At 64.1% G+C, this 14,978-nt stretch carries 16 protein-coding genes; 10 read left to right on the top strand and 6 right to left on the bottom strand.

Features of this window, described 5'->3' with window-relative positions; genetic code table 11:
- Window positions 1–68 precede the first annotated feature (68 nt).
- Together SO180_RS19875 and trhO are read right to left on the bottom strand one after the other, a co-directional pair.
- A complete protein-coding gene (locus SO180_RS19875) occupies window positions 69–284 on the bottom strand; it encodes a SlyX family protein (RefSeq protein ID WP_449380533.1) in 216 nt (71 codons plus the stop codon).
- Window positions 277–1,044 carry an oxygen-dependent tRNA uridine(34) hydroxylase TrhO gene (trhO, locus tag SO180_RS19870; protein WP_449380532.1) on the bottom strand — a complete coding sequence of 256 codons (768 nt, stop codon included), beginning with the start codon at window positions 1,042–1,044 and terminating at the stop codon, window positions 277–279. Before trhO ends, SO180_RS19875 begins: the two co-directional genes overlap by 8 nt.
- A gap of 187 nt (window positions 1,045–1,231) precedes the next feature.
- On the opposite strand from trhO, the gene ggt reads away from it, so the two are divergent.
- The 5 genes from ggt to SO180_RS19845 all read left to right on the top strand — a co-directional run bounded on the left by ggt (window position 1,232) and on the right by SO180_RS19845 (window position 7,400).
- The gene (ggt, locus tag SO180_RS19865; protein WP_449380531.1) at window positions 1,232–2,818 is read left to right on the top strand and encodes a gamma-glutamyltransferase; all 1,587 of its coding nucleotides are present in this window, start codon (window positions 1,232–1,234) and stop codon (window positions 2,816–2,818) included.
- Window positions 2,819–2,952: 134 nt separating this feature from the next.
- The gene (locus SO180_RS19860; RefSeq protein WP_449380530.1) at window positions 2,953–3,558 is read left to right on the top strand and encodes a (2Fe-2S)-binding protein; all 606 of its coding nucleotides are present in this window, start codon (window positions 2,953–2,955) and stop codon (window positions 3,556–3,558) included.
- 4 nt (window positions 3,559–3,562) lie between these two features.
- A complete protein-coding gene (locus tag SO180_RS19855; protein WP_449380529.1) occupies window positions 3,563–4,579 on the top strand; it encodes an FAD binding domain-containing protein in 1,017 nt (338 codons plus the stop codon).
- Window positions 4,580–4,581: 2 nt separating this feature from the next.
- The gene (locus tag SO180_RS19850; RefSeq protein ID WP_449380528.1) at window positions 4,582–6,873 is read left to right on the top strand and encodes a xanthine dehydrogenase family protein molybdopterin-binding subunit; all 2,292 of its coding nucleotides are present in this window, start codon (window positions 4,582–4,584) and stop codon (window positions 6,871–6,873) included.
- A 62-nt stretch (window positions 6,874–6,935) separates the two neighbouring features.
- Window positions 6,936–7,400, top strand: a complete 465-nt coding sequence (locus SO180_RS19845; protein WP_449380527.1) for an FKBP-type peptidyl-prolyl cis-trans isomerase — start codon at window positions 6,936–6,938, stop codon at window positions 7,398–7,400.
- A 70-nt stretch (window positions 7,401–7,470) separates the two neighbouring features.
- Here SO180_RS19845 and SO180_RS19840 read toward each other — a convergent pair whose 3' ends face one another.
- Window positions 7,471–7,689, bottom strand: coding sequence for a CsbD family protein (locus SO180_RS19840; RefSeq protein ID WP_449380526.1), 219 nt, complete (start codon window positions 7,687–7,689; stop codon window positions 7,471–7,473).
- A gap of 126 nt (window positions 7,690–7,815) precedes the next feature.
- On the opposite strand from SO180_RS19840, the gene SO180_RS19835 reads away from it, so the two are divergent.
- From SO180_RS19835 to SO180_RS19820, 4 genes are all read left to right on the top strand, one after another.
- Window positions 7,816–8,322, top strand: a complete 507-nt coding sequence (locus SO180_RS19835; protein WP_449380525.1) for a cupin domain-containing protein — start codon at window positions 7,816–7,818, stop codon at window positions 8,320–8,322.
- A gap of 246 nt (window positions 8,323–8,568) precedes the next feature.
- Entirely contained in the window at window positions 8,569–9,582 is a 1,014-nt protein-coding gene (locus SO180_RS19830; RefSeq protein WP_449380524.1) for an alpha/beta hydrolase, read from the top strand.
- Window positions 9,583–9,707: 125 nt separating this feature from the next.
- Window positions 9,708–10,136 carry a VOC family protein gene (locus SO180_RS19825; RefSeq protein WP_449380523.1) on the top strand — a complete coding sequence of 143 codons (429 nt, stop codon included), beginning with the start codon at window positions 9,708–9,710 and terminating at the stop codon, window positions 10,134–10,136.
- 34 nt (window positions 10,137–10,170) lie between these two features.
- A complete protein-coding gene (locus SO180_RS19820) occupies window positions 10,171–10,659 on the top strand; it encodes a VOC family protein (RefSeq protein WP_449380522.1) in 489 nt (162 codons plus the stop codon).
- A 124-nt stretch (window positions 10,660–10,783) separates the two neighbouring features.
- On the opposite strand, the gene SO180_RS19815 is transcribed toward SO180_RS19820, so the two are convergent.
- Complete coding sequence (locus tag SO180_RS19815) at window positions 10,784–11,917, bottom strand: hypothetical protein (RefSeq protein WP_449380521.1); 1,134 nt, start codon at window positions 11,915–11,917, stop codon at window positions 10,784–10,786.
- 2 nt (window positions 11,918–11,919) lie between these two features.
- Window positions 11,920–12,624 carry a FecR family protein gene (locus tag SO180_RS19810; protein ID WP_449380520.1) on the bottom strand — a complete coding sequence of 235 codons (705 nt, stop codon included), beginning with the start codon at window positions 12,622–12,624 and terminating at the stop codon, window positions 11,920–11,922.
- Window positions 12,625–12,842: 218 nt separating this feature from the next.
- On the opposite strand from SO180_RS19810, the gene SO180_RS19805 reads away from it, so the two are divergent.
- A complete protein-coding gene (locus tag SO180_RS19805; protein WP_449380519.1) occupies window positions 12,843–14,105 on the top strand; it encodes a phospholipid carrier-dependent glycosyltransferase in 1,263 nt (420 codons plus the stop codon).
- Between the two features lie 51 nt (window positions 14,106–14,156).
- Here SO180_RS19805 and SO180_RS19800 read toward each other — a convergent pair whose 3' ends face one another.
- Window positions 14,157–14,801 (bottom strand): OmpA family protein, encoded by a 645-nt coding sequence (locus SO180_RS19800; protein WP_449380518.1) that lies wholly within the window; start codon window positions 14,799–14,801, stop codon window positions 14,157–14,159.
- Window positions 14,802–14,978 lie beyond the last annotated feature (177 nt).

Below are 14,978 nucleotides of genomic sequence, written 5' to 3'. Positions count from 1 at the left end.
GATCCGGAAAAGTGTGAAGCGGTTTTCCGAACAGATCATGCTCAAACAAAAGACCTAAAGCAGGCGCGTCAGTAGTGCGGCGGGCGTTCGTTGGCGGGGCCGGGCGCGTTGGCTTCGGCCTCCAGGAGACGCTCGTTCAGCGCTGCCATCTGCCGTGTCAGCGCATCGATCTGTTTCCACTGCGCCGTGATGGTCTGGTTGAGCTGCTCGATAGTGTCGTCCTGATAGGCGAGCCGTGCTTCGAGCGTGTCGATGCGGTCGCTGAGCGTCTTGATTTCATTCATCGGCGGAGGCGTCCTTCTGCCGCTCGCGCAAGCCATGGCCGAGCGCGACGCGCTCGTCGAATACGAAGCATTCGCCGCGCCAGCGGCTTTGCTGCTCCGGCACATTCTCGAGATATCGGAGAATACCGCCCTTGAGGTGATAGACCTCGGCGAAGCCGCGCGCGAGCAGATGCGCGCTCGCCTTCTCGCAGCGGATGCCACCGGTGCAGAACATCGCGATCCTGCGATGCTTTGCCGGATCGAGCTGCTGCGCGGCAAAGTCCCTGAACTCGCCAAAACTCCTGATGCCGGGATCGACGGCGCCTTCGAACGTGCCCATCGCCACCTCGAAGGCGTTGCGGGTGTCGAGCACCAGCGTATCCGGCTCGGCGATCAGCGCATTCCATTCTGCGGCATCGACGTAGGTGCCGACCTGCCGCGTCGGGTCGGCGGCGGCGTCGCCGAGCGTGACGATCTCCTTCTTCAGCCGCACCTTGAGCCGGCCGAACGGCATCGCCTCGCTGGTCGAGAATTTCAGTTCAAGATTGTCGAGCCGTCCGCCGAACATGTCGCCGTGGGCGAGTTCATGCGCGAAGGCATCGATCGCCTCCGCGGAGCCGGCGACCGTGCCGTTGATGCCTTCCCGCGCCAGCAGCACGCTGCCCTTGATGCCGAGGCCGGCGCAGAACGCGCCCAGCGGCTCACGCAGCTCGCGGTAATCTGCGAGCCGCGCGAACTGGTAGAAGGCGGCGACCTTGTACGCGGTGTTCTCAGAAGTCATGGCGGTTCGTTTAGCAGGCGGCAGCCGCCCGGAAAACCCGCAGAAATGCGCCCCATTCGCGCAGCGGATGGCAGCCATTTCCGTGGTATGCCAGCATTGCCCCGCAGGGTCCGGATGTGCCATGTAAACCCGGATTTTCGAGAGGGCGCGACCTACGCGTGCCCGCGGCAAGAGAGCAGAACAGCCAATGAGAAGCTTCCATTTCCCCGGCAGGTCCACGGTCCACGCCCAGAACGCGATGGTGGCGACCTCGCACCCGCTGGCCGCGCTCGCGGCCGTCGAGGTGCTGCGCGAGGGTGGCACTGCCGCGGACGCGGCGGTCGCGGGCAGCCTGCTGCTCGGGGTGATCGAGCCGCAATCGACCGGCATCGGCGGCGACTGCTTCGCGCTGATCCAGCCACGCGGCGAGGGCAAGATTACGGCCTATAACGGCTCGGGCCGGGCGCCGAAGGCCGCCAATGTCGAGTGGTATCTGGAGCGCAAGATCAACTCCGTGCCGTTGACCTCGGCGCACGCGGTCTCGATCCCCGGCGCGGTCGATGCCTTTGCGGCCGTGCTGCGCGACCACGGCAAGTTCGGTTTCGACCGTCTGGCGCAGCCGGCGATCAAGGCGGCGGAGGAGGGCTATGTCGTCGCCCCCCGTATCGCCTTCGACTGGAAGAACCAGTTCGAGAAGCTGAAGAACGGCACCAACACCGAGCGCTATCTGCTGCCGCACGGCAAGCCGGCGGTTGCCGGCGACGTCATCCGCCAGCCCGAGCTTGGCAAGACGCTGCGCGCGATCGCCAAGGATGGCCGCGACGCCTTCTACAGGGGCGCGATCGCACAGGACATGGTCGAGACGCTGCGCGGAATTGGCGGCCTGCACACGCTCGACGATTTCGCAGATCATACGACCGAGGTGACGACACCGATCGGCACGACGTACAAGGACTACGACGTCTGGCAGTGCCCGCCCAACGGGCCCGGCATCACCATGCTGGTCATGCTGAACATCCTCTCCCGGTTCGACCTCAAGAAGTTCGCGCCGCTCAGCGTCGAGCGCTTCCATCTCGAGGCGGAAGCCGCGCGCATCGCCTACATGATCCGCGAGATGCATGTCGCCGATCCCGCCCACATGAAGATCGATGTCGCAAAAATCCTCGCCAAGGAATTCGCCGACGAGTACATCGCAAAAATCCGCATGGACGGGTTGCTCGACCTGCCCAATGTCGCGCCGCCGATGAATCCTTCGACCATCTACATCACGGTGGTCGACAAGGATCGCAACGTCTGTTCCTTCATCAACTCGATCGCGCATTCCTTCGGTTCGGCGATCGTGTCGAACAAGACCGGCGTGTTGCTGCAAAATCGCGCCGGCGGCTTCCGTATCCAGCCGGGTCACCCCAATTGCATCGCCGGCGGCAAGCGTCCGCTGCACACGATCATTCCGGCGCTGCTCACCAAGGCGGGCCGCGCGGTCATGCCGTTCGGTGTGATGGGCGGGCAGTATCAGCCGGTCGGCCAGACGCATGTGCTGACCAACATCCTCGATTATGGCTGCGACGTGCAGGAGGCGATCGATATGCCGCGCGGACTGCATTACGAGGGTGTCTATCAGCTGGAGGATAGCGTGCCGGCCGCGGTCGTCGACGGCCTGAAGAAGCTCGGCCACAAGACCACGAGCGTGGTCGGCCCCCTCGGCGGCGGCCAGGCGATCTGGATCGACTGGGACAAGGGCACGCTGACCGGCGGCTCCGATCCGCGCAAGGACGGCTGCGCGCTCGGCTATTGAGCTCGATGCGCGAGGCGGGGTTCCTCGCGCGATCAGGAAAAGTTGACGGAGGAACGGAGCTCATCGCCCCCGGTTAACGGGCGATGAGCGGCGCAGGCGTGCGCTGCTTTCTTTAGAAGGCGGCGGAGGCCGACATGTCCGACAATTCAGGTTCCGGTTTCGATCGTCGCGCCTTCATGGCGGGCACGGCCGCAAGCACGCTCGTTCCGCTGACCGCACGTGCAGCCACGCAAGGATCGAGCGCTGCGGCTGCGCAGGACCCGACGCTGCCGGTCGATGTGACATTGCGCGTCAATGGCGAGGACAAGCATCTTCGCATCGATGCGCGCACCACCGTGCTCGACGCGCTGCGTGAGCATCTCGGTCTCACCGGCAGCAAGAAGGGTTGCGATCACGGCCAGTGCGGCGCGTGCACAGTGCTGATCGGCGACCGGCGCGTGGTGTCATGCCTGACACTGGCGCTCGCGGCGCAAGGCCAGGACATCACCACCATCGAAGGGCTCGCAAGCGGCAACCGGCTGCATCCGATGCAGCAGGCGTTTATCGACAACGACGCCTTCCAGTGCGGCTACTGCACGCCCGGGCAGATCATGTCCGCGGTCGCCTGTGTGAAGGAAGGGCACGCCGGCAGTGACGAGGACATCCGCGAATATATGAGTGGCAACATCTGCCGCTGCGCCGCCTATCCCAACATCGTCGCGGCCGTGAAGCAGGCTGCGCCCGACATCATGAAAGGCTAGGCGCATGCGATCGTTCTCCTATCAGAGAGCCACCGATGCCGGCGCCGCCGTTTCGGCTCTCGCCTCGTCGGCGCAAGACAACAACCCGCTGCCGCAGGCGTCCGCACAGCCGCTCGCCGGCGGCACGACGCTGATCGACCTGATGAAGCTCGACGTGATGCGGCCTGTCACGGTCGTCGACATCAATCCGCTGGCGCGGAGCTGGTCGGCGGTTGATCTCGGTGGCGGCAATCTGCGGCTCGGCGCGCTCGCAAAGATGTCCGATATTGCCGCGAACCCTGAAATTCAGCGCAACTATCCCGTCATCGCCAATTCGCTGAAGCTGGCCGCAAGCCCGCAGCTGCGCAACATGGCCACCCTCGGCGGCAATGTCATGCAGCGCACCCGCTGCAGCTATTTCCGCGACATTTCCTATGAGAATTGCAACAAGCGCAATCCGGGCTCCGGCTGTGCGGCGATGGATGGCTTCAACCGAATGCATGCCGTGCTTGGCACCTCCGATCAATGCATCGCGACCTATCCCGGTGATTTCGCACAAGCTCTGATCGCGCTCGACGCGATGGTCGAGATCACTGGAAAATCCGGGACGCGTAGCCTGCCGTTTGCGCAATTGCACAAGCCGCCCGGCAATTCGCCGGAGATCGAGACGACGTTGCAGGCGGGCGAGCTGATCTCGGCTTTCGCGATTCCCGGGCGCTGGCCGCGCTCGGTCTACTTAAAGGCGCGCGACCGGCAGTCCTACGAGTTCGCGCTGTCGTCGGCCGCGATTGCGCTCGACGTGCAGGACGGCGTGATCCGTAACGCCCGGATCGCGCTCGGCGGCGTTGCCACCGTGCCGTGGCGCGCGCGCGAGGCGGAGGCGCTGGTGAAGGGCCAGCGGTTCGACGATGGCCTCGCTCAGCGTGCCGCGGAGGCGGCCTTCGCCGACGCCAGGAGCCGGCGCTACAACACGTTCAAGATCGCGCTCGGCAGGCGCGTGGTGGCTCGCGCGCTCCAGCAGGCCGTAACGATGGAGATCTGACCATGACCACTGCTGCTCCCGAGCCGAAGGCCAATATGGGCCAGCCGGTGCCGCGTTACGATGCCGCCGCGAAAGTGACGGGGAAGGCGGCCTATGCGTCTGACATGCCGCTCGCCAATCCTGCCTATGCCTTCCTGGTGACCAGCGCGATCGCCAAGGGCCGCATCGACAGTTTTGAGCTCGATGATGCGAAGCGGGTGCGCGGAGTGATCGACATCTTCACGCACGAGAATGGGCCGAAGCTGAAGGAGTCAAAGCTGTTCTCCAACGGCGGTTATGCCGGGACCACGATCCAACCGATGAAATCGGCCGATATCGCCCATGACGGCCAAATCGTCGCGGTGGTCGTTGCCGAGAGCTACGAAGCGGCACGCGAAGCCGCCAATCGCGTCAAGGTCAACACCACCGCGCTGATGCCGGCGGCGACGTTCGATTCGCAGGGCACGACGTCGGCCGCCGCGAAGGGCCAGAACGCGATGTTCAAGGAGGACCCGAAGGTCGGCGACTTCGCGAAGGCGTTCGACGAGGCCGAGGTCAAGCTCACCGCGTCCTATGAGACGCCGACACAGCACCACAATCCGATGGAGCTGTTCACGACGAGCTGCGTCTGGATGGGCGACAATCTGCTCGTCTATGAACCGAGCCAATATGTCTATGGCCTGAAGAACGGCGTCGCCGAACAGCTCGGCATCGACGCCGACAACGTCCGGGTGGTCAATCCTTACGTCGGCGGCGGCTTCGGCTCGCGCGGCTCGATGACGCCGCGGACCGCGATCATCGCCAGCATCGCGCGCCGTCTGAACCGTCCGGTCAAACTGGTGCCACCGCGCGACCAGGGCTTTACCATTGCGACTTACCGCGCCGAGACGCGGCATCAGATCCAGCTCGGCGCGAGCAGGGACGGCAAGCTCGTCGCGCTCCGCCATGAGGGAGCCGAGATCTCCTCGCGCCCCGATTCCTATTGCGTCGGCGGCACCAAGACCACGACGCGGCTCTACGCCTGCCCGAATGTCGACAGCCTCGTGTCCATCGTGCGCGCCGACCGCAACACGCCCGGTTTCATGCGCTCGCCGCCGGAGGTGCCTTATATGTTCGCGCTGGAGAGCGCGATGGACGAGCTCGCCGTCAAGCTCGACATGGACCCGATCGAGCTGCGTCGCGTCAACGACACCGCGACCGAGCCGATCGGGGGCAAGCCCTACACGTCGCGATCGCTGATGGCCTGTTTCGACGAGGGTGCAAAGGCGTTCGCCTGGTCGCAGCGTTCAGCCCAGCCGAAATCGATGGCGGATGGCGACTGGCTGATCGGCTATGGCTGCGCGGCCACGTGCTATCCGACCCAGATGGGACCGTCGGCGGCGCGGGTGCGCCTGCAACGTGACGGCCGCACCCGCGTCGAGCTGGCCGGCCATGAGATCGGCACCGGCGCCTACACGGTGATCGCACAGGCTGCGGCCGAACGCCTCGGTGTGCCCCTGGAGAAGGTCGCGGTCTATATCGGCGACAGCGACCTGCCGCCGGCCCCGGTTGCGGGCGGCTCGAATTCGACGGCCAGCACGTGCTCTGCCGTGATGATGGTGTGCGACAAGGTGCGCCAGCGCTTGTTCCGCGCGCTGATGCCGAACGAAGGCCTCACTGACAGGGCCAAGGAGACCGTGGGCATGGGGCAGACGCCGGCGACCCAGGCTGCGCGGAGCGACCAGCCGCTCGACCGGGAAAAGGCGTTCGACGCACTCGGCATCAGCGTGGTCGAGGAGTATGGCGAGTGGAAGCCGGAGGGCGCGCCGCCGGATGCCTTCGAGGCCATGCACAGCGGCCACGTGCGGCTGGTCGGCGGACCCAGCTTGAAGGACGGGATCGCCTACGCTTTCGGTGCCGAATTTGTCGAGGTCAGGATCAATCGCTTCACGCATGAGATCCGCACGCCGCGCCTGGTCGGTGCCTTTGCCGCTGGCCGCATCATGAATCCACGTACGGCGCGCAGCCAGCTGATGGGCGGGATGATCTGGGGCATGTCCTCGGCGCTGCTGGAGGCCACCGAGATCGACGAGCGCACCGCGCGCTACGTCAACGACAACTTCGCCGACTATCTCGTGCCGGTGAACGCGGATGTGCCCGATGTCGAGGTGATCATGCTCTCCGAGCAGGATGACCGCATCAATCCCGCAGGTGTGAAGGGACTTGGCGAACTCGCCAATGTCGGCACCAATGCCGCGATCTGCAATGCGGTCTATCACGCTACCGGCCAGCGCGTCCGCAAGCTGCCGGTGCGGCTGGAGAACATCGAGGCCTGATAAGGCTGGTCACGCCTGTCGCGTTGCGCTAGACACCTCCCGCTCCAAACGGAAGGTGTCTTATGCAGCGTGTCCAGCGTGCACTCCTCACCCTCATGTCGGCGCTCGCGATTACCGTAATCGGCGCAGTGTCGACATTCGTTTCCACCCCGGCATCGGCCCAGACCGCAGGAAAAACCATGACCACAGCTTCAGGCCTCGAGATCATCGACAGCGTCGTCGGCACCGGCGCCTCGCCAAAGCCCGGCCAGATCTGCGTGATGCACTACACCGGCTGGCTCTATGAGAACGGCAAGAAGGGCAAGAAATTCGATAGCTCCGTCGACCGCAACGAGCCGTTCGAGTTTCCGATCGGCAAGGGCCGCGTGATCGCCGGCTGGGACGAAGGCGTCGCCACAATGAAGATCGGCGGCAAGCGTACGCTGATCATCCCGCCGCAACTTGGCTACGGCGCACGCGGCGCCGGCGGCGTGATCCCGCCGAATGCGACCTTGATGTTCGACGTGGAATTGCTCGGGGTGAAGTGACGCCGGGTACCAAGCGCAAACAAAAAGACCGGCCGCAAGGCCGGTCTTTTCGTATTCAGTCGCGCGCGCTTTACTCTGCGGTGCGCTTGGCGTTCGCCGCCGCGCGATCGATCGCTTCCTTCGCGGCATCCTTGGCGTCGCCCATGGCCTGCTGGCCCTTGCCCTTGATCTCCTGCACGGTGCCTTCGCCCTTCATGCGGTCGGAACCTGTGGCCTCGCCTATGCCTTGCTTGGCTTTGCCGATCGCCTCGTTGGTGGCGCCCTTGATCTTGTCGCTCGTGCTTCCCATGAAAATCTCCTTCCGGTTTTCTTAGGAAGACAACGTTGGGCGCCTAAGAGCGTTCCGTTTTTGGTATGGCTTGATGCCGCGGCTTTGGTTAGCCTGCCGTGCACGGAACCAACGGAAAGCAGACACATGAGCGGCCATGACCACACGCACTCCCATCACGATCATGACGATCGCTGGAAACATGACGGCGTGCGGGTGATTCCCGGCAACCAGCTCGATCCCAATGTTCCCTCGACGCCCGGCATGGATCGCAAGGCCGCGATCAATTTCGCGCGCGTCGGCGCGCAGAAATTATGGGCAGGCACGGTCAGCATCAAGCCGGACGCCAAGACCGGCGCGCATCATCATGGCCATCTCGAGAGCATCATCTATGTGGTGAAAGGCAAGGCTCGCATGCGCTGGGGCGATCATCTCCAGTTCACGGCAGAGGCTGGCCCCGGCGATTTCATCTACGTGCCGCCTTACGTGCCGCACCAGGAGATCAACGCCAGCCCCGACGAGGTTCTCGAATGCGTGCTGGTGCGCAGCGACGGCGAGGCGGTCGCGATCAATCTCGACATCGAGCCGGTCGAGAAGCCCCAGACCGTGCTGTGGATCGACCCGGTGCACCGTGATCCGAACGAAGCGAAGTGAACGGTCTGAGTTAGGCGTCGCGCTCGCAATAGCGAGCTTGCGGCAGGTTCGTCCTACATTCTCGATGTCATCGCCTGCGCAGGCGGGCGATCCAGTATTCCAGAGATAGTGCGAGGATACGGAGAAGCCGCTGTGTACTGGATTCCCCGCCTTCGCGGGGAATGACGGAGGTTGTGGCTGACGCTTTCGCCCATGTCTGCTAGGCTTCGCCAGAGCCTGCATCAAGACAAGGCGAGGGAGGTCTCTATGGCGGAGTCCAATCATTTGCTGCCGCGGCGTGCTCTGATCAAGGGAGCCGGAGCGCTCGGGGCCACGCTGGCTGGCGCTCTGCCGCAGGCCCGCGCCGCCGATCAACCCGCCGACGTCTGGTCCAGCGAATACTGGGCCAAGAAGGGCGACGTGCCCTTGTGGATGTTCCGCAAACGGCTCGGTGCGCCCAGAGTGGGTGAGGCGGCGCGGCCGGTCGTGGTGTTCGTGCACGGCTCCTCCGTCACCTCGCGAGTGTTCGATCTCAGCGTGCCCGGCAAGGGCGAATACTCGACCATGAACGAGTTCGCTCGCTACGGCTTCGACTGCTGGACGCTGGACCACGAGAACTACGGCAAGTCGGGGCGCACTTCCGGCAATTCCGACATCGCAAGCGGCGTTGCCGATCTGAAAGCCGCGGTCGAGGTGATCACGCGCGAAACCGGGCAGAGGAAATTCCATTTCGTCGGAGAGTCCTCAGGTGCGTTGCGGGCCGGCGCTTACGCGATGGTTGCCCCTGAAAGCATCGACCGGCTGGTGTTCGCCGCCTTCACCTACAAGGGCGAGGGCTCGCCGACGCTGACGAAGCGCGCCGAGCAGGTCGACTATTACCGCACCCACAACATGCGCAAGCGCGATCGCGAGATGATCCGCTCGATCGCGACCCGCGACAAACCCGGCACCAGCGATCCCGCCGTGATGGACGTGCTCGCCGACGTCGAGCTTCAGTTCGGCGACCAGATCCCGACCGGCACTTACCTCGACATGACGACCAACCTGCCCGTGGTGGACCCGGAGAAGGTGCTCGCGCCGGTGCTCCTGGTGCGCGGGGAGTTCGACGGCATCGCGACCGTTGCCGACCTCGAGGCGTTCTACAACAAGCTGCCGAACGGCGATCGGCAGTTCGCCATCCTGCCGGGAACCGCGCATTCGGTGGTGCTGGCGATCAATCGGGCGCTGTTCTGGCACGCCACGCGGGCATTCCTGACGATGCCGACGCCGATCGCGACCTGACCGCAAAAATTGCGCGCGGGCGACAGAACCCAGCAGTGTGACAGTCCGAAAAATATTTGGAAGCCGTGTCGGATGGCCGGCGGGCCATCCGTCCTTGGGCAGAAACCCCGCCCAAGGAGCTTCCGATGCCAAGGATGATTTTCGTCAATTTGCCGGTGACCGATCTCAAGCGCGCAACCGCCTTTTACGAGGCAATAGGCGCGACCAGGAACCCGCAATTCAGTGACGACACGGCGTCCTGCATGGTCATTTCCGAGACCATCTACGCGATGCTGACGACCCACGACAAATTCCGCCAGTTCACGCCGAAGCCGATTGCAGATGCAAAGATCTCGAACCAGGCGCTGTTCTGCTTGTCCGCCGACAGTCGGAGCGAGGTCGACGATATCGTCGGCAGGGCCGAGGCTGCGGGCGGGGTGGCCGATCCCAGCCCGAAGGACGAATACAGCTTCATGTACGGCCGCAGCTTCGAGGATCCCGATGGTCATATGTGGGGTGTGAACTGGCTGGACATGGCGGCGGCGCCGAACCGGCCCGGCATGGCGAACGCCTGATCGAAGCCCAGAGGATCGAAGAGGAGCCTTCACGATGTCCAAGCTCGTGCCCTGCATGTGGTTCAACGGCGATGCCGAGGAAGCCGCCAAGTTCTATGTCTCGCTCGTTCCGAATTCGGCGATCACGCACGTCCAGCGCAACGTTTCCGACAATCCGTCCGGCAAGGAAGGCTCCGTGCTTGTCGTCGAGTTCACGGTGGCCGGTCAGCCCCTGGTCGCGCTCAACGGCGGCATGAAGATGGAGTACACCCACGCGCTCTCGCTGATGATCCATTGCGACGACCAGGCCGAGGTCGACAGCGTCTGGAGTGCGTTCCTCGCTCATGGCGGCAGTGAAGGGCAGTGCGGCTGGCTCAGGGATCGCTACGGCGTGTCCTGGCAGGTGGTGCCGAAGGTGATGTTCGAATTTCTGTCGAGTCCGGACAAGGCCGCCGCTGCACGCGCGATGCAGGCGATGATGAAGATGGTCAAGCTGGATGTCGACATCTTGCGCCGCGCATTCGAGGGGAAGTCCGCGGCATGACGGCGCGCTCGCGCCACGACTACGGATCGTAGGGTGGGCAAAGGCGCGAAGCGCCGTGCCCACCATCTTCCCCCAATTGCGATAGAAGCGGTGGGCACGCTTCGCTTTCCCACCCTACAATACATCAATAATTGATACGCAAGCCCACGCCGCCGTGGATGGTGTTGCCGACGGGCTGCGGGCCGAGCGTGCCGTTGGCGAAGAGGTCGACGATCCACCCTTGCGCGAAGCGGAAGCCGAGTCGGCTGCCATATTCGAACCAGCCTTGATTGCCGATGGTCGGCACCACCGTGCCGTTGCCGGTGACGGTAGCGACGATGCCTGAATGCGTGCCGAACGATTGCACCCAGCCGCCGTTGACGTTGGCCTCCACCGTGCTGCCGAACAGATGCGTCCATTGCCCGCCGAGCTTGACGAGGCTGGTGCGATCGGTGCCGCCGGCGATCGTTGCATCGAACGGGTTGAACGCGACGGTCGGGTCGCTATAGCCGGACACTCGCTGCCAGAGCTGCCAGAACTCGACCGAGGCCGCGACCTCGTCGCGCGGCGACATCCGGCTGATCCAGCCGGCCCGGCCGTAGACGGCGTAATTCGAGCTGTCGGCCGAGCCAGTGACGGTGACCGCGCCAAGGCTCGTCTGATAATTGCGGGTATAGCGCACCTTCTCCCAGGGCGTGAGCACCGTTCCTATGTCGAAGAACGGGCGTGACGAGCCCCAGTCGGTGAAATCGTAGCGCAGTGCAAAGGCGCCGATCGGCGCACTGGTGACGTGATAGCCGCCCTCATTGTATTGCGTGTAGGCGAGGCCCGCGAGCAGGGACAGATTGCTGGTGAGCTCCTTGCGACCATGGACGCCGGCGGAGAACGAGCCGGCCGAGCCGAACGCGCTGATGCAGTCGCTGCAATTGACCTGCTCGTTGACGCCGAGCAGCACCGAGCCGAGCACCCGGTTCGTGATCATCTGGTTGAAGCGCTGGTTGGCGAGGTCGCCGATCGAGCCGGCGCTGGTGTCGGCTCCCGACGTGGTCGGGTTCGCCCCGGGCGTCGGTGAGGGAGCAGGCGACGGCGAAGGACTGGGTGAGGGCGTGGGCGTAGGGGTCGGCGAGGGACTGTACGTCGGAGTGGGTGTCGGCGTCGGCGAGCACTCGGTGCAGCTCTGGGCGGCAGCCGGCTGCAACTGTACCGCGAGCAGCACGAGCGTGGTCACCGCGATCAAGGCGGCCGAGAGGACGATGCTGCGAACTCCGAGCTTCGCCATGGTCACCGCCCGCACAGCATGCCGTCGTCATGGACGGCGGGCGTGATGGTCGGCGCGGCGTCGGCATATTGGTTGACCGAGCACAACCCGGCCGCAGCCGTGCAGGTCGCGGCAAAGGTCCAGGGTGGCGAGTTGGTTTTGGTGATCGTGGTCCGACCGCCCGTCGAGGTGATGATCGCGGTGTCGCCGGGCTGGGTGAGCTGCACGCACTGGAAGCCCAGCGTGCAGACGCTGGCCGCACCCTCCTGCAAGACGACCACGGAGCGGCCGCGTTGCGAGAGGATGTCCAGCGTGGTGCCGCGCACGCCGATGGTCGCGAGCGGCGTCGTGATCTTGTAGGCGGCCTTCTCCGAATGTCCGGTCACGAAGCGGAACGCGCCCGTGGTCATGCGGATCGCAACGTCGCGATAGCTGTGCTCGTCGTTGAAGACGGTGCGGTCGAGCTTGAGCGTGGCGCCCGGCCCGAGCGATAGATTGGTGCTGTCGGCCATCACGAAGCGTGCCGCGGCGTCGGCGCCGGTGCGCACGGTCTCGTCGCGCAGCATGCCGTCGCCGACGTTGATCTGCGTCGCCGTCGCCGCGACGCGAACCACTTCGTTCTGGATTACCACGGCTTCGCCGACGCGCGTCTGTGCTTGTGCGGCGGATGCCGCGCAAGAGAGAGCCCCGAGCAAGAAGGAAAGAAGAACGCGAAGTCGCAAATTCATTTCGTCGCCGATCGATGTGTCCCGTATCGTACCGGATCGCGCTCGCTTGCGATGTGGTATAATTATCACTAGTAGCGCAGCACGAGCGTCATGGTTAGTGACAGTAGCGGCAGAATGCGTTCAATGCGTCGACCAAAGATATTTTTCTTCGCGGTGAAGCAGATTTGCCACGCAAAGCATCCCCACAACGACAGCACGAAGTGAATCCTGCGTCGCCTATGTCGCGGAGAGCAGTGATCGCTGTCGTGATTTTCCTGATCACACATCTCGTGCTTCTGATCGGTGTCTCCACGCCGGATAAGTTCGTGTTCGACGAGGTGCACTACGTGCCGGCGGCGCGGCAGATGCTCGAGCCGGTGATGCCCAAGCCCGTGCTCAATCCGATGCATCCGCCGCTCGCAAAGGAGCTGATCTCGCTGTCGATAGCGATCTTCGGCGACAATTCGCTGGGCTGGCGCTATCCGGCGACGCTGTTCGGCGCGCTCGCGGTCGTCGCGGTCTATCTTTGCGGCGTTGTGCTGTTTTCGGCGGAAGGGCCCGCGATCGCGGCGGCGCTGATCGCCTTCTTCAACCAGATGCTGTTCGTGCAGTCGCGCATCGCCATGCTCGACGTCTTTTCGCTTGCCTTCGGCCTGCTGGCGTCAGCGGCCTTCATGCATGGCTTTCGGAGAGAGCGGCCGCACCGGTTGTTTGCGCTGGCCGGCGGATTGTTCGGTCTTGCCGCCGCCTGCAAATGGAGCGGGCTGTTTCCGCTCGCGGTCTGCATCGTCATCGTCGCGGCGATCCGTCTGATGCAGAGCTGGCGCACGCTGTTTGCCGACGCGAAGCCGACCGACTGGTATCGCCCCGACCTCTGGCCCGATTTCAGGGCGCAGCATTTTGCACTTTGCTTCGTCGCCTTGCCGGCGGTGTTCTATCTTGCGACCTTCGTGCCGCTGTATGGGCTGTCGCCATCCGATCTGATCGAGGCGCAGCGGCGCATCTTTGCCGACAACACCACGACTGCGATCGCCGGGCATACCTACATGAGCTCATGGCCGTCCTGGCCGTTTCTCGTGCGCCCGGTATGGTTCCTGTTCGACAAGGTCGGCGACGACAGCATCTCCGCGGTCGTCTTCCTCGGCAATCCCCTCGTGTTGTGGCCGGCGCTGCTCGCGCTGGCCGTCGTGTTGCGCGACTTCATCGTCACGCGGCGCTGGGATGTGTTCCTGATCTCGGCATTTTATTTCGGCCCATATCTCGCATGGGCACTGCTGCCGCGCACGCTCGGCTTTATTTACTATTATCTGCCGGCTGCAACCGCGTCCTCGCTGGCACTGGTCTATGTGCTGCGACGTGAGAAGCTCCCACCTTGGGTGCTGTGGACCTATGTCGCGGTCGCAGCCATCGGCTTCGCCGTCATGCTGCCGATCTCCGCGGCCTTCGTCGGCACCTCGATGCAGACCTTCAACCGGTTGATGATCTTCCAGAACTGGATATGAAACTCGCCCGCCGCGGGCGCGGCGGGCGAGTGTTCGAATGGGATGCCGCCATCACTTCGAGGCGGTCGACTTGGTTTCCATGTTCACGACCTGGACGCGACGGTTGATCGGGTCGGCACCGTTCGCGGTGTCCTTCAGCTTGGTCTTGCCATAGCCGACGGTGACGAGATCGCTGCCGTTGAGGCCATAGTTCTGCACCAGGTACTTCTTGATGGTGTCGGCGCGCCTCTCGGACAGATCCTGGTTGAACGGATCGCTGCCGATCGCGTCGGTGTGGCCGGCGACCACGAAGGTCGAGCCCTTCAGCGCCGGATCCGACAGCGCCTTGCCGAGCGCCTGCACCGAGCCCACCGAAGTCGTGGCGATGTTGGCCGAGTTGTAGTCGAACTGGATCTCCAGATCGATCTTCGGCTTGCTCGCCGCGAGGTCGGCGATCTGATCGCGCTCGCCCATCGAGAGCGAACGGGTCTGCCGGTTGCGCACGGTATTCAGGAAGCTCGCCTCCTTGGCCTGATCCGCAGTCTCAGCCTGCGGACCGACGGACAGGCCGCGGGTCAGGGGCTTTGGCTTCAGCGCATTCAGGATCTGGTTGGCGGTGATGTTGTTGTCGCCGCCGAACGCCAGGCCTGCCGTCAGCGACAGCGCGGCCGAAAGGGTAATCGCCTTCAATCCGAAAAGCTTGTTGAAATGGGGCATTGTCTCAAATCCTCGCTGTGACGCCTGATAGCGATTTGATGCTGCGAGTCTAGGTCAGGTTCAAACACCCTGATGTGATACATATCACATTCAGAAATGGATTGATCTCGATGCTTATTCTAGCGCCGGAGCCGGCCGGCATCCAATCGCCTGTTGGTTGGCGCAGCACCTCACCAC

This window comes from Bradyrhizobium sp. UFLA05-112, assembly GCF_053572325.1.
Note: the sequence above shows the minus strand (reverse complement) of the source record. Positions and strands in the feature narration are given on the sequence as shown.

Bases quoted from the DNA above. Each gene is read 5' to 3' on its own strand.
- SO180_RS19875 (WP_449380533.1), bottom strand. From the start codon at position 284: ATGAATGAAATCAAGACGCTCAGCGACCGCATCGACACGCTCGAAGCA.
- ggt (WP_449380531.1), top strand. From the start codon at position 1,232: ATGAGAAGCTTCCATTTCCCCGGCAGGTCCACGGTCCACGCCCAGAAC.
- SO180_RS19830 (WP_449380524.1), top strand. From the start codon at position 8,569: ATGGCGGAGTCCAATCATTTGCTGCCGCGGCGTGCTCTGATCAAGGGA.
- SO180_RS19800 (WP_449380518.1), bottom strand. From the start codon at position 14,801: ATGCCCCATTTCAACAAGCTTTTCGGATTGAAGGCGATTACCCTTTCG.
- SO180_RS19815 (WP_449380521.1), bottom strand. From the start codon at position 11,917: ATGGCGAAGCTCGGAGTTCGCAGCATCGTCCTCTCGGCCGCCTTGATC.
- SO180_RS19825 (WP_449380523.1), top strand. From the start codon at position 9,708: ATGCCAAGGATGATTTTCGTCAATTTGCCGGTGACCGATCTCAAGCGC.
- SO180_RS19820 (WP_449380522.1), top strand. From the start codon at position 10,171: ATGTCCAAGCTCGTGCCCTGCATGTGGTTCAACGGCGATGCCGAGGAA.
- SO180_RS19810 (WP_449380520.1), bottom strand. From the start codon at position 12,624: ATGAATTTGCGACTTCGCGTTCTTCTTTCCTTCTTGCTCGGGGCTCTC.
- SO180_RS19850 (WP_449380528.1), top strand. From the start codon at position 4,582: ATGACCACTGCTGCTCCCGAGCCGAAGGCCAATATGGGCCAGCCGGTG.
- SO180_RS19845 (WP_449380527.1), top strand. From the start codon at position 6,936: ATGCAGCGTGTCCAGCGTGCACTCCTCACCCTCATGTCGGCGCTCGCG.
- SO180_RS19860 (WP_449380530.1), top strand. From the start codon at position 2,953: ATGTCCGACAATTCAGGTTCCGGTTTCGATCGTCGCGCCTTCATGGCG.
- SO180_RS19840 (WP_449380526.1), bottom strand. From the start codon at position 7,689: ATGGGAAGCACGAGCGACAAGATCAAGGGCGCCACCAACGAGGCGATC.
- trhO (WP_449380532.1), bottom strand. From the start codon at position 1,044: ATGACTTCTGAGAACACCGCGTACAAGGTCGCCGCCTTCTACCAGTTC.
- SO180_RS19835 (WP_449380525.1), top strand. From the start codon at position 7,816: ATGAGCGGCCATGACCACACGCACTCCCATCACGATCATGACGATCGC.
- SO180_RS19855 (WP_449380529.1), top strand. From the start codon at position 3,563: ATGCGATCGTTCTCCTATCAGAGAGCCACCGATGCCGGCGCCGCCGTT.
- SO180_RS19805 (WP_449380519.1), top strand. From the start codon at position 12,843: ATGTCGCGGAGAGCAGTGATCGCTGTCGTGATTTTCCTGATCACACAT.